Raw genomic sequence first — 12,542 nt, 5'->3', positions numbered from 1 at the left:
GGCGACAGGACCTTGATCAGCCGATGAGTTCCGGGGACAGGCCAAGCCGCGCGACAGAAGCCTTCTTCGGCCGTCGGCGCGGCAAGCCGGTTCGCCCGCAGCAGGCGGCGGCGCTGGAAAGCGGCCTCGACACCTATCGGCTCGATCTGACGACCGAGGCGCCGTCGGATCTGCGGGCTCTGTTCGAAGCCGATGTTTCCGCCGTTCGCCTCGAAATCGGCTTTGGCGGCGGCGAGCATCTCCTGCATCGCGCGACCGAAGCGCCGATGACCGGCTTTATCGGTGTCGAGCCCTTCGTCAACGGCATGGCCAAGATGATGATGGCGGTGCGGGAAAAGCCGCTGGCCAACCTCAGGGTCTACGACGACGACGCCACGCGGCTGCTCGACTGGCTGCCGCAGGCCTCGCTCGATGGCATCGACCTGCTCTATCCCGATCCGTGGCCGAAGAAGAAGCACTGGAAGCGCCGTTTCGTCAGTCCCGTCAATCTCGAGCGTTTCGCACGCGTCGTGAAGCGTGGCGGCGAATTCCGTTTCGCTTCCGACATCGACACCTATGTGAACTGGACCCTGCTGCATTGCCGCGCGCATGGCGGTTTCGCCTGGCAGGCTTCAGAGGCCGTCGACTGGCATCGCCCCTACGATGGCTGGCCAGGCACCCGCTACGAGGCAAAAGCCGTCCGCGAGGGCAGGCGGCCGGCCTATCTTACCTTCATCAGGACCTAGGCATCAGGTCCCAGGCATCAGGTCCCAGGCATCGCGATTTGGGCATCAGGATCCAGGAGCCCTTCGTGAGGGTGCGATCTTCAACTGTTGCGGGGACACAGAAATCGAATGTCGCCCGTTGGCCGGAGTTCAGAAACGGCCGATCTTGTCGAAAGCCGTCGGATCCATGCCGAGGCTGCGCAGATCGTGGGCGCGCGGCTTGCGGCCGGCTTCCACCGCCCGCGACGCGGCTACGGCGCTGCCGAATGTGGTGAAGAGATCGCCTATGGCGGAAAAAACCTTGCGGCTGTTCATTGTCATGTCCTTTTGCGTGCGGTGACGCGCTATCGCTATCGTTTTGTGCAATGCAACATAGATAGGAGCGCGGCTTGAGGACCAACAAGGGCCGTTGCCGCATGGATGGCATGCACCTGGCGCAAGCCCAATGCACCGGACATGCGCTCAGTTGGGACGGCGGGCTTGAAACACCGGGGCGGATCGTTTATATCAGCCTCAAATTCTTGGTCGGTATGACGAAGAGTGGGTCCACCCGGTCCCGCTCTTTTTTATTACCTGCCGAGGGCTAGAGAATGATCGACAGGAATCGAATGACGTCAACGGCAAGCGAGAGCGACGATCGCATCATCCGCGAAAGCGGCATCGATGCGCGCATCGCGCTGATCGTCCAGCCTGTGCTGCGCGGCATCGGCTTTCGCCTTGTACGCGTGCATCTGTCCGGCCAGAACGGGCTTACGCTGCAGATCATGGCTGAGCGCGAGGACGGCACCATGACCGTCGAGGATTGCGAAGAGGTGAGCCGTGCGGTGTCGCCTGCGCTCGACGTCGACGATCCCATCGAGAAGGCGTATCATCTCGAAGTCTCATCGCCCGGCATTGACCGGCCGCTGGTGCGCAAATCGGATTTCGTGACCTGGACCGGTCATCTGGTGAAGATGGAAACATCGGTCGTTGTCGCGGATCGCAAGCGCTTCAAGGGCAAGATCGCCGAAGCCGGTGAGAACGATGTGCTGATCGAGCGCGACAAGGCGGCCTATGGTGAGGAGCCGACGGTGCGCGTGCCCTACGACGCCATTGCCGAAGCCCGGCTGATCCTGACCGACGACCTCATCCGTGATGCGTTGTCGAAGGACAACAGGGCGCGCAAGGAAGCCAAGAAACGCCGCGGCGAACCGGACGACGACGTACCGGAGGGTACGGAATCGGGCGCTACGGAAGAACACGAACAGGAAAGTTGATTGAGCTGCCAGGCCCCAAGGGCCGGCAAACAGGCTCGGGAGAAAAAACATGGTTGTAAGCGCCAACAGACTTGAACTGCTGCAGATTGCCGATGCGGTCGCGCGTGAAAAGTCGATCGACAAGTCGATCGTCATCGCCGCCATGGCTGATGCGATCCAGAAGGCGGCACGCTCGCGTTATGGCCAGGAGACCAACATCCGCGCCGACATCAACCCCAACACCGGTGAGATGAAGCTGCAGCGGCTGATGGAAGTGGTCGAGAAGGTCGACGACTATGCCACGCAGATCGCCATTTCCTCGGCGCGCGAGCGCAATCCCGACGCCCAGCTCGGCGACTTCATCGCCGAACAGCTGCCGCCGATGGATTTCGGCCGCATCGCCGCCCAGTCGGCCAAGCAGGTCATCGTGCAGAAGGTGCGCGAGGCCGAGCGCGACCGCCAGTATGACGAATACAAGGACCGCATCGGCGAGATCGTCAACGGAACCGTCAAGCGCGTCGAATACGGCAATGTCATCGTCGATCTCGGCCGTGGCGAAGCGATCATCCGCCGCGACGAGCTGATCCCGCGCGAAAACTACAAATATGGCGATCGCGTCCGCGCCTATGTCTACGACGTGCGCCGTGAGCAGCGCGGCCCGCAGATCTTCCTGTCGCGCACCCATCCGCAGTTCATGGCCAAGCTCTTCACCATGGAAGTGCCGGAGATCTATGACGGCATTATCGAGATCAAGTCGGTCGCCCGCGATCCCGGTTCGCGCGCCAAGATCGCCGTCATCTCGCGCGACAGCTCGATCGATCCGGTCGGCGCCTGCGTCGGCATGCGCGGCAGCCGCGTCCAGGCGGTCGTCGCCGAATTGCAGGGCGAGAAGATCGACATCATTCCGTGGTCGCCCTCGGCCGCATCCTTCATCGTCAATGCGTTGCAGCCGGCGGAAGTCGCCAAGGTCGTGCTCGACGAAGACGCCGAGCGCATCGAAGTGGTGGTGCCGGACGACCAGCTCTCGCTGGCCATCGGCCGCCGCGGCCAGAATGTGCGCCTCGCTTCGCAGCTCACCGGCTGGGATATCGACATCCTGACCGAGGCCGAGGAATCCGAGCGCCGCCAGAAGGAATTCGTCGAGCGCTCGGCGCTGTTCATGGAAGCTCTCGACGTCGACGAGATGGTCGGCCAGGTGCTCGCCTCCGAAGGCTTCACCAGTGTCGAGGAAGTCGCCTATGTCGATGCCGGCGAAATCGCCTCGATCGACGGCTTCGATGAGGATACCGCCTCGGAGATCCAGACCCGGGCCCGCGAATATCTGGAGAAGATCGAAGCCGAGCACGACGAAAAGCGCAAGGCGCTGGGCGTCAAGGACGAGCTGCGCGAAATCCCCGGCATCACCACCGCCATGATGGTGACGCTCGGCGAGGACGGCGTGAAGACGATCGAGGATTTCGCCGGCTATGCCGCCGACGACCTCACGGGCTGGAAGGAACGCAAGGACGGCGAGACCAAGGTGTATCCGGGCGTGCTGGCCGATCATGGCGTTTCGCGCGCCGATGCCGAGCAGATGGTGCTCGCGGCCCGTCTCAAGGCCGGCTGGATTTCCGAAGACGAGCTTGCAGCCGAAGAAGCGCCGGCTGACGAAGCCGTTGGTGCGTGAGGTGAAACCGCATCGCACAGAAACCGCCCTTGGACGAGATGAACGATCGCACCTGCATCGTCACCCGCAAGCAGGCCGAACCGGATGAACTGATCCGGTTCGTCGTCGGCCCGGATTCGGCCGTCGTTCCGGATCTCAAGAGAAATCTGCCCGGCCGTGGTTGCTGGGTGAGCGCCGACCGCCTACATATCGACAAGGCGGCGGCCAAGAACCTTTTTAGCCGCGCCTTTAAGGCACAGGTGGTCGTGCCGCCCGATCTCGGCGGCATGGTCGATGGGCTGCTTTCCAGATCCGCCCTTGGCATGCTGGGTCTCGCTCGCAAGGCAGGGGCGATCGCGCTGGGCGCCACCAAGGTGGAGAGCGCGGTGCGCGGTGGATTGGCGCTTTTCGTGCTCCACGCGACCGAAGCCTCGGACGATGGCGTGCGCAAGATCAGCCAGGCGCGGCGGGCGACCGTCCATATTGGCGGCCCCTCCATCCTTGCCTACAAACTTTTCTCCGAGGCCGAGTTGAGCTTGGCATTGGGGGGTACAAATGTGATACATGCTGCCGTCCTCGCGGGAGACGCGGGTAAGGCGGTCCAGAAGCGCATGGTTGCGCTCGACCGATATCGGGGCGGTACCCCGGACGATCTGGCAATGCTTGCGGCCGTTGCTGACGAAGATGAGGCCGCAGAGGATATGGAATGAGCGATACGAAATCGGGCGACGACAAGACGTTGAGTGTTACGCCGAAGAAGACCTTGACGCTGAAGCGCCCCGGCATGGAACAGGGCACCGTGCGCCAGAACTTCTCGCACGGCCGCACCAAGTCGGTCGTGGTCGAGACCAAGAAGCGCAAATTCTCGCTGCCCGGCGACAAGCCGGAGCCGGCGGTGGCGGCACCCGTGTTCACCCCGAAGCCGGCGGTCGCGGCGGCTCCCGTCGTGCAGGAGGCACCCAAGGCGCCGCCTCCACCTCCGCCGGCACCGGTCGAGCGCAGCGGCATGGTGTTGAACGAACTGTCGCGCAGCGAAATGGAAGCGCGCCGCAGGGCGCTCGAAGGCTCCAAGGCGCGCGAGGTCGAGGACCGCCAGCGCGCCGTCGAGGAAGCCAAGCGCCGCGCCGAGGATGAGGAGCGCCGCAAGCGCGAGCGCGAGGAATCCGCACGCCGCCAGGCCGAGGAAGAAGCGCGGTTGCAGGCCGAGGCCGAATCCCGCCGCCGCGCCGAGGAAGAGGCGCGTCGCCGCGCGCCGCAGGCCGCCGAACTGGCGACCGCCGACGAGGAAGAAGAGGTCAAGCCGAAGCGGACTGGCGCCGGTGCGCCGGTGCGCCGTCTGGTGACGCCCGAAGTGGCGCGTCCGGCCAAGCCGACCAAGGGCGAGGAAGACCGCCGTCGCGGCAAGCTGACTTTGAACTCCGCGCTTTCCGACGAGGATGCGCGGGCCCGTTCGCTGTCGTCGATGCGCCGCCGCCAGGAAAAGTTCAAGCGCGCGATGCACAATGAGCCGCGCGAGAAGGTTATGCGCGAAGTGATCCTGCCCGAAACCATCACTATCCAGGAACTGGCGCAGCGCATGTCCGAGCGCGCCGTCGATGTGGTCAAGTTCTTCATGAAGCAGGGCCAGATCCTGAAGCCGGGCGACGTCATCGACGCCGACACGGCGGAACTGGTCGCCACCGAATTCGGCCACACGGTCCGCCGCGTCGCCGAGTCCGACATCGAGGAAGGCCTGTTCAACATCGCCGACCGTCCGGAAGACCTGGTGTCGCGGCCGCCTGTCGTGACCATCATGGGGCATGTCGACCACGGCAAGACCTCGCTGCTCGACGCGATCCGCAACGCCAATGTCGTCTCCGGCGAGGCCGGCGGCATCACCCAGCATATCGGCGCCTATCAGGTCGAGAAGAACGGTCAGAAGATCACCTTCATCGACACGCCCGGCCACGCCGCCTTCACGGCCATGCGCGCCCGCGGCGCCCAGGCCACCGACATTGCCATCCTGGTGGTGGCGGCCGACGACAGCGTGATGCCGCAGACGATCGAATCGATCAGCCATGCCAAGGCGGCCGGCGTTCCGATCATCGTGGCGATCAACAAGATCGACAAGCATGACGCCGATCCGCAGAAAGTGCGCTCCGAGCTGTTGCGCCACGAAGTGTTCGTGGAATCGATGGGCGGCGAGGTGCTGGACGTCGAAGTGTCGGCGACCAAGGGCACCAATCTCGACAAGCTGCTCGAAGCGATCCTGCTGCAGGCCGAAATCCTCGACCTCAAGGCCAATCCGGACCGCACCGCCGAGGGCGTCGTCATCGAGGCGCAGCTCGACAAGGGCCGTGGCCCCGTCGCCACCGTGCTGGTGCAGACCGGCACGCTGATGCCGGGCGACATCCTTGTCGCCGGCAATGAATGGGGCCGGGTGCGCGCGCTGGTCGACGATCGTGGCGAACACGTCAAGGAAGCGCCGCCGGCGATGCCGGTCGAGGTGCTCGGCCTCCAGGGCACGCCGCAGGCCGGCGACCGCTTCGCCGTGGTCAACAACGAGGCCCGCGCCCGCGAGATCACCGAGTACCGCCAGCGTCTGGCCCGCGAGAAGGCGGTTGCCCGTCATGCCGGCCAGCGCGGTTCGCTCGAACAGATGATGTCGCAGCTGCAGACGAGCGGACTGAAGGAGTTCCCGCTGGTCATCAAGGGTGACGTGCAGGGTTCGATCGAGGCGATCAACGCAGCGCTCGACAAGCTCGGCACCGACGAGGTGCGTGCGCGCATCGTCCATGCCGGCGCCGGCGCCATCACCGAAAGCGACGTGTCACTGGCGGAGACGTCGGGCGCGGCGATCATCGGCTTCAACGTCCGCGCCAATGTGCAGGCACGCGCCGCTGCCGCGGCCGCTGGCATCGAGATCCGCTATTACTCGATCATCTACAACCTCGTGGATGACGTGAAGGCGGCTCTGTCGGGTATGCTCTCGCCGGAGCGTCGCGAGACCTTCATCGGCAATGCGCAGATACTCGAGATATTCGACATCACCAAGGTCGGCAAGATCGCCGGCTGCCGTGTCACCGAAGGCAAGGTCGAGCGTGGCGCGGGCGTGCGCCTGATCCGCGACAACGTCGTCATCCACGAAGGCACGCTGAAGACGCTGAAGCGCTTCAAGGACGAGGTTTCGGAAGTCCCGGGCGGCCAGGAATGCGGCATGGCCTTCCAGAACTACGAGGACATGCGCGTCGGCGACATCATCGAGTGCTTCCGCGTCGAGATGGTAACCCGCACGCTCTGAGTTCGTGTGACGTCCGTCATGCCAGGCGGTGGCCGAGAGGCCGCCGCCTGGCAAACATTTGAGACATGAGGCACGGTCCTATCCCGCGCCCCACGCTTTCAGGATCGAGAAAAAATGCCCCGTTCGACCACATCAGGCCCATCCCAGCGCATGCTGCGCGTCGGCGAGCAGGTGCGCCATGCGCTGTCCGAAACCTTGCAGCGCGGCGAGATCATCGATCCGCTGGTCGAGAATGCCGTGGTTTCGGTGTCGGAAGTGCGCATGTCGCCCGACCTCAAGATCGCAACCGCCTTCATCTCGCCGCTCGGCGCCACGGACGCCGGCGCGGTGGTCGAGGCGCTCAACAAGCATGCCAAGTTCATCCGCGGCCGTGTCTCCGGCGCGCTGCGGCAGATGAAGTACATGCCCGAGTTTCGCTTCCGGCTCGACACCTCCTTCGACAATTTCGCCAGGATCAACGATCTCCTGAAATCGCCGGAAGTGGCGCGCGATCTGGATGCGGACGACGACGATAAGGACAGCGAATAATGGCGCGCCGCGGCAAGAAGAAGGGCCGGCCGGTCTCGGGCTGGGTGGTGCTGGACAAGCCGGTCGGCATGGGCTCGACCGAGGCCGTCTCCAAGATCAAGTGGCTGTTCCAGGCGGAGAAGGCCGGCCACGCCGGCACGCTCGATCCGCTCGCTTCCGGTATGCTGCCGATCGCGCTCGGCGAAGCCACCAAGACCGTGCCCTACGTCCAGGACGGCGCCAAGATCTACCGCTTCACCGTGGCCTGGGGGCAGGAGCGCTCGACCGACGACCTCGAAGGTCCGGTGACGAGGGACTCCGACCGGCGCCCCGTGGAGGCCGAAGTGCAGGCGCTGCTGCCGAAATACACCGGCGTCATCATGCAGACGCCGCCGCAATTCTCGGCCATCAAGATCGCGGGCGAACGCGCCTATGATCTCGCCCGCGACGGCGAGACGGTCGACATTCCCGCGCGCGAGATCGAAATCGGCCGCCTCGACATCGTCGAGCACGGGGCCGATCACACGGTTTTCGAGGTCGAATGCGGCAAGGGTACCTATGTGCGCTCGCTGGCCCGCGACATGGGCCGCGATCTCGGCTGCTTCGGCCATATTTCTGAACTGCGCCGGATCGAGGTCGAGCCGTTCACCGCCGAGGATTTCGTCACCGTCGCCGAACTGGAGGCGGCGCGCTTCGGCGAGCAGGGTCATGGCACGCAGCAACCGTCCCCCGATTCGATAGAAGCGCCGATCGATTTTGCCGCGATCGACGCGCTGCTTGTCGACACCTCGGCGGCACTCGACTGCCTGCCGCAGATAGCCATCAGCGACGATGCGGCGACGAAGATCCGCCTCGGCAATCCCGTCATCATCCGCGGCCGCGACGCGCCGGTGGAGGCCGAGGAAGCCTGCGCGACCGCGCGCGGCAAGCTGGTGGCCATCGGCGCCATCGAGCAGGGCATGTTCAAGCCCAAACGGGTCTTTGCCGGGTGAGGGCCCTCGTCTAATCTCTATGCGATATCTATCCGAGGGGCCGCATGGCAAAGGTTGAGGCGATCAAGACGCGGGCGCCGCTCAGGGCCAGGCGGCCGCCGGTCGGTGCATCGCCCGGAACGCTGATCGCCGATCCCGCGGCGCGACGCTCGGAACTGCGGCTCACCCTGATCTCGCCGCAAAAGTCCAAAACGATCGACAATGCCAGCATCGACGACGTCAATGCCAATTGCGAAAAGTGGCCGGTCATCTGGCTGGACTGCACCGGCCTGGCCAATATCGAGCTGATCAAGGAGATCGGCCGCATCTTCAGCCTGCATCCGCTGGCGCTGGAGGACGTCGTCAACACGGGCCAGCGGCCGAAGGTGGATTTCTACGAAGACCATGCTTTCGTGGTCGTGCGGATGATCGACGACGTCGCCTCGCACCGCTACGAGCAGATCGCCGTTTTCCTTGGCAAGAATTTCGTCGTCACCTTCCAGGAGCGCGAAGGCGATCCGTTCGATCCGGTGCGCAAGCGCATCGAAAGCTCGGCGCCGAACCGGCTGCGCGCCCGTGGCGCCGACTATCTCGCCTATGCGCTGATCGACGCCATCGTCGATAGCTACTTTCCGCCGATCGAGGCGGCCGGCGAACTCGTCGACAGCATCGAGGACCAGATGCTGCACGCACCGCACAAGCATCAGATGCAGCAGCTTCATGGATTGCGGCACGACGCCAATGTGCTGAAGGGGGTGCTGTGGCCGGTGCGCGATGCGCTAGCGACGCTGATCCGCAACGACGTGTCCTATGTGAAGGCCGAAACCAAGGTCTTCCTGAACGATACGCTCGACCACGCGCTGCGGCTGATCGAGCTGGTCGAGAACCAGCGCGACATGCTGACCGGCCTGATCGAGATGCATCTGTCGCTGAGCCAGGCACGCACCAACGACGTCATTTCCTATCTGACGATCGTCTCGGTCATCTTCATGCCGCTCACGTTTCTGGTCGGCGTCTGGGGCATGAATTTCGATCCGGAGACGTCGCCTTGGAACATGCCTGAGCTGAAGGCCTATTACGGCTATCCCTTGTCGCTGCTGTTCATGGCCGTGGTCGCGGTTGGGCTGATTGCCTTCTTCAAATGGAAAAAATGGCTTTGACAGGGATAACTTGCCGTTTTGGCGTGAAAAGCCGGCTTCGTGAATTGGGCTGGTGTTTTCTTGGGAATTGCACTATATGCGCCGCAGCTTAGCGCTATGACGCTCTGCTTGCACCGGCCCCTGCTGGACGACATCCCGGCTGAGGGCGACCCGTTTCCTCGAACAGATAAGGAAAAACACGATGTCGATTACTGCCGAGCGCAAACAGGAATTGATGACTGAATTCGCAACCGCCAAGGGCGACACCGGGTCTCCGGAAGTTCAGGTAGCCATCCTTTCCGAGCGCATCAAGAACCTGACCGACCATTTCAAGGACCACAAGAAGGATAACCATTCCCGCCGTGGTCTGCTCGCTCTCGTCTCCCAGCGCCGAAGCCTGCTTGATTATCTCAAGCGCAAGGACGACACGCGCTACCAGACGCTGATCGAGAAACTCGGCCTGCGCCGTTGACGAATTGACCGGCGGGCCTCACAAGGGCCCGCCGGTCGCGCATTTGAGCACCGGACCAATCCGATCTCGAATGCAGGTACTGGAGCGCCGCGCACCCATCCGGATGCCGGACGGACGCTCCAACAAGTTGAGTTTGCGCGTGACGCATTCCACAAGCCGCTGCTTGTGGGGTCATGCGCAGGGCCAGTCGGATCGATTGGCCAAATCCGGTTTCGAGCGTGCAGAGGGCCCCCTCGAAGCCACCCCATGGACGGTCATGGGGCAGGATTGCAGGACGCTCGCGCGGCCATCCGGCCGACATGGATCGAGCTTCCCGTTGTCTTGCCCGTGGCTGCCCGAGAAAGGAAGCCAGGGGAAAGGGCACCCGCGCACGCTGAAACGGCGCGGCCCTTTCCTCATATGAAGGACAAGACATGTTCAATCACCACAAAGTGGAAATCGAATGGGGCGGTCGCCCGCTCATCCTCGAAACCGGCAAGATCGCGCGCCAGGCCGACGGCGCCGTGCTCGCCACCTACGGCGAGACCAAGGTTCTCGCCACGGTCGTTTCGATGAAGGAGCCCAAGCCGGGCCTCGACTTCTTTCCGCTGACCGTCAACTACCAGGAAAAGACCTACGCCGCCGGCAAGATCCCGGGCGGCTATTTCAAGCGTGAAGGCCGTCCGAGCGAAAAGGAAACGCTGGTTTCGCGCCTCATCGACCGCCCGATCCGCCCACTCTTTGCCGACGGCTACAAGAACGACACGCAGATCGTCGTCACCGTCGTCCAGCATGATCTCGAGAACGATCCGGACATCCTGTCGATCGTCGCCACCTCGGCGGCCCTGACCCTGTCGGGCGTGCCCTTCATGGGCCCGATCGGCGGCGCCCGCGTCGGCTACATCAACGGCGAATACGTGCTCAACCCGCATGTCGACGAGATGCAGGAATCCAAGCTCGACCTGATCGTCGCCGGCACCGCCGACGCCGTGCTGATGGTCGAGTCCGAAGCCAAGGAGCTCGGCGAAGACCTGATGCTCGGCGCGGTCATGTTCGGCCATCGCGGTTTCCAGCCGGTGATCGACGCGATCATCAAGCTGGCCGAGGTCGCCGCCAAGGACCCGCGCGACTTCACCGCGCCGGACTATTCCGCTCTCGAAGCCGAGATGCTGAAGATCGTCGGCGACGAGCTTCGCGACGCGTACAAGATCACCGACAAGCAGAAGCGCTATGCCGCCGTGGACGCCGTCAAGGCCAAGGTCAAGGCGGCCTTCGCTCCGGCCGAAGGCGAAGAGCCGAAATATTCCTCCGAGCAGATCGGCAGTGTGTTCAAGGAGCTCCAAGCCAAGGTCGTGCGCTGGAACATTCTCGACACTGGTTCGCGCATTGACGGCCGTGACCTGAAGACCGTGCGCAAGATCGTATCCGAGGTCGGCGTCCTGCCGCGCACCCACGGTTCGGCGCTGTTCACCCGCGGCGAGACCCAGGCGCTGGTCGTCGCCACGCTGGGCACCGGCGAGGACGAGCAGTATGTCGATTCGCTGACCGGCATGTACAAGGAGAAGTTCCTCCTCCACTACAACTTCCCTCCCTATTCCGTCGGCGAGACCGGCCGCATGGGCTCGCCCGGCCGCCGCGAGATCGGCCACGGCAAGCTCGCCTGGCGCGCCATCCGCCCGATGCTGCCGACATCAGACCAGTTCCCCTACACGCTGCGCGTGGTCTCGGAGATCACCGAGTCCAACGGCTCGTCGTCGATGGCAACCGTCTGCGGCACCTCGCTGGCGCTGATGGATGCCGGCGTGCCGCTGGCCAAGCCGGTCGCCGGTATCGCCATGGGCCTGATCAAGGAAGGTGAGCGCTTCGCCGTGCTCTCCGACATCCTGGGCGACGAGGATCACCTCGGCGACATGGATTTCAAGGTCGCCGGCACCGCCAACGGCATCACCTCCTTGCAAATGGACATCAAGATCGAGGGCATCACCGAGGAGATCATGAAGATCGCTCTCGACCAGGCCAAGGACGGTCGTCAGCATATTCTCGGCGAAATGGGCCACGCGCTGTCCGGCGCGCGCGCCGAGCTCGGCGAGTTCGCGCCGCGCATCGAGGTCATGCACATCCCGACCGACAAGATCCGCGACGTGATCGGTTCCGGTGGCAAGGTCATCCGCGAGATCGTCGAGAAGACCGGCGCCAAGATCAACATCGAGGATGACGGCACGGTCAAGATCGCTTCGGCGAACGCCAAGGAGATCGAGGCGGCGAAGAAGTGGATCCACACCATCGTCGCCGAGCCGGAAGTCGGCGAAATCTACGAAGGCACGGTCGTCAAGACCGCCGACTTCGGCGCTTTCGTCAACTTCTTCGGCCCGCGTGACGGCCTCGTCCACATCTCGCAGCTTGCCAACGACCGGGTCGCCAAGACTTCGGACGTCGTCAAGGAAGGCGACAAGGTTTGGGTCAAGCTGATGGGCTTCGATGAGCGCGGCAAGGTCCGCCTGTCGATGAAGGTCGTCGACCAGACCACCGGCAAGGAAATCGTTCGCGACAAGAAGGCTGAGAGCGAAGAAAACGCCGCCTGAACGGCCTGACCGAAAAATCGAAGCGGGC

Annotated in this window: 11 protein-coding genes; 10 read left to right on the top strand and 1 reads right to left on the bottom strand. The window is 63.8% G+C overall.

Annotation, left to right across the window (positions count from 1 at the left end; translation table 11 throughout):
- The first annotated feature begins 23 nt into the window (after positions 1-23).
- Complete coding sequence (locus tag FJ428_RS20930) at positions 24-725, top strand: tRNA (guanosine(46)-N(7))-methyltransferase TrmB (protein ID WP_140658046.1); 702 nt, start codon at positions 24-26, stop codon at positions 723-725.
- Positions 726-854: 129 nt separating this feature from the next.
- On the opposite strand, the gene FJ428_RS20925 is transcribed toward FJ428_RS20930, so the two are convergent.
- Positions 855-1,019 carry a hypothetical protein gene (locus FJ428_RS20925; RefSeq protein WP_140649408.1) on the bottom strand — a complete coding sequence of 55 codons (165 nt, stop codon included), beginning with the start codon at positions 1,017-1,019 and terminating at the stop codon, positions 855-857.
- 293 nt (positions 1,020-1,312) lie between these two features.
- Here FJ428_RS20925 and rimP point away from each other — a divergent pair, with 293 nt between their 5' ends.
- The 9 genes from rimP to pnp all read left to right on the top strand — a co-directional run bounded on the left by rimP (position 1,313) and on the right by pnp (position 12,514).
- Positions 1,313-1,960 carry a ribosome maturation factor RimP gene (rimP, locus tag FJ428_RS20920; protein ID WP_140513168.1) on the top strand — a complete coding sequence of 216 codons (648 nt, stop codon included), beginning with the start codon at positions 1,313-1,315 and terminating at the stop codon, positions 1,958-1,960.
- Positions 1,961-2,009: 49 nt separating this feature from the next.
- Positions 2,010-3,605, top strand: coding sequence for a transcription termination factor NusA (nusA, locus tag FJ428_RS20915; protein ID WP_140496790.1), 1,596 nt, complete (start codon positions 2,010-2,012; stop codon positions 3,603-3,605).
- 38 nt (positions 3,606-3,643) lie between these two features.
- A complete protein-coding gene (locus FJ428_RS20910) occupies positions 3,644-4,294 on the top strand; it encodes an RNA-binding protein (RefSeq protein WP_140497289.1) in 651 nt (216 codons plus the stop codon).
- Positions 4,291-6,864, top strand: a complete 2,574-nt coding sequence (infB, locus tag FJ428_RS20905) for a translation initiation factor IF-2 (RefSeq protein WP_140513170.1) — start codon at positions 4,291-4,293, stop codon at positions 6,862-6,864. Before FJ428_RS20910 ends, infB begins: the two co-directional genes overlap by 4 nt.
- Before the next feature lie 114 nt (positions 6,865-6,978).
- Positions 6,979-7,392 carry a 30S ribosome-binding factor RbfA gene (gene rbfA, locus FJ428_RS20900; RefSeq protein WP_140496786.1) on the top strand — a complete coding sequence of 138 codons (414 nt, stop codon included), beginning with the start codon at positions 6,979-6,981 and terminating at the stop codon, positions 7,390-7,392.
- Positions 7,392-8,363 (top strand): tRNA pseudouridine(55) synthase TruB, encoded by a 972-nt coding sequence (truB, locus tag FJ428_RS20895; RefSeq protein WP_140523878.1) that lies wholly within the window; start codon positions 7,392-7,394, stop codon positions 8,361-8,363. The genes rbfA and truB overlap by 1 nt, the downstream gene beginning before the upstream one ends.
- Before the next feature lie 44 nt (positions 8,364-8,407).
- Positions 8,408-9,502, top strand: a complete 1,095-nt coding sequence (gene corA / locus FJ428_RS20890) for a magnesium/cobalt transporter CorA (protein ID WP_140513174.1) — start codon at positions 8,408-8,410, stop codon at positions 9,500-9,502.
- 139 nt (positions 9,503-9,641) lie between these two features.
- Positions 9,642-9,953 carry a 30S ribosomal protein S15 gene (gene rpsO, locus FJ428_RS20885; protein WP_281405124.1) on the top strand — a complete coding sequence of 104 codons (312 nt, stop codon included), beginning with the start codon at positions 9,642-9,644 and terminating at the stop codon, positions 9,951-9,953.
- 413 nt (positions 9,954-10,366) lie between these two features.
- Positions 10,367-12,514 (top strand): polyribonucleotide nucleotidyltransferase, encoded by a 2,148-nt coding sequence (pnp, locus tag FJ428_RS20880; RefSeq protein ID WP_140624825.1) that lies wholly within the window; start codon positions 10,367-10,369, stop codon positions 12,512-12,514.
- The last annotated feature ends 28 nt before the right edge of the window (positions 12,515-12,542 follow it).

This window comes from Mesorhizobium sp. B2-8-1 (assembly GCF_006440955.1).
Classification (GTDB): domain Bacteria; phylum Pseudomonadota; class Alphaproteobacteria; order Rhizobiales; family Rhizobiaceae; genus Mesorhizobium.
Note: the sequence above shows the minus strand (reverse complement) of the source record. Positions and strands in the feature narration are given on the sequence as shown.

What these genes read in the sequence shown, in the direction of transcription:
- FJ428_RS20930 (WP_140658046.1), top strand. Translation starts at nt 24, where the DNA reads ATGAGTTCCGGGGACAGGCCAAGCCGCGCGACAGAAGCCTTCTTCGGC.
- FJ428_RS20925 (WP_140649408.1), bottom strand. Translation starts at nt 1,019, where the DNA reads ATGAACAGCCGCAAGGTTTTTTCCGCCATAGGCGATCTCTTCACCACA.
- rimP (WP_140513168.1), top strand. Translation starts at nt 1,313, where the DNA reads ATGACGTCAACGGCAAGCGAGAGCGACGATCGCATCATCCGCGAAAGC.
- nusA (WP_140496790.1), top strand. Translation starts at nt 2,010, where the DNA reads ATGGTTGTAAGCGCCAACAGACTTGAACTGCTGCAGATTGCCGATGCG.
- FJ428_RS20910 (WP_140497289.1), top strand. Translation starts at nt 3,644, where the DNA reads ATGAACGATCGCACCTGCATCGTCACCCGCAAGCAGGCCGAACCGGAT.
- infB (WP_140513170.1), top strand. Translation starts at nt 4,291, where the DNA reads ATGAGCGATACGAAATCGGGCGACGACAAGACGTTGAGTGTTACGCCG.
- rbfA (WP_140496786.1), top strand. Translation starts at nt 6,979, where the DNA reads ATGCCCCGTTCGACCACATCAGGCCCATCCCAGCGCATGCTGCGCGTC.
- truB (WP_140523878.1), top strand. Translation starts at nt 7,392, where the DNA reads ATGGCGCGCCGCGGCAAGAAGAAGGGCCGGCCGGTCTCGGGCTGGGTG.
- corA (WP_140513174.1), top strand. Translation starts at nt 8,408, where the DNA reads ATGGCAAAGGTTGAGGCGATCAAGACGCGGGCGCCGCTCAGGGCCAGG.
- pnp (WP_140624825.1), top strand. Translation starts at nt 10,367, where the DNA reads ATGTTCAATCACCACAAAGTGGAAATCGAATGGGGCGGTCGCCCGCTC.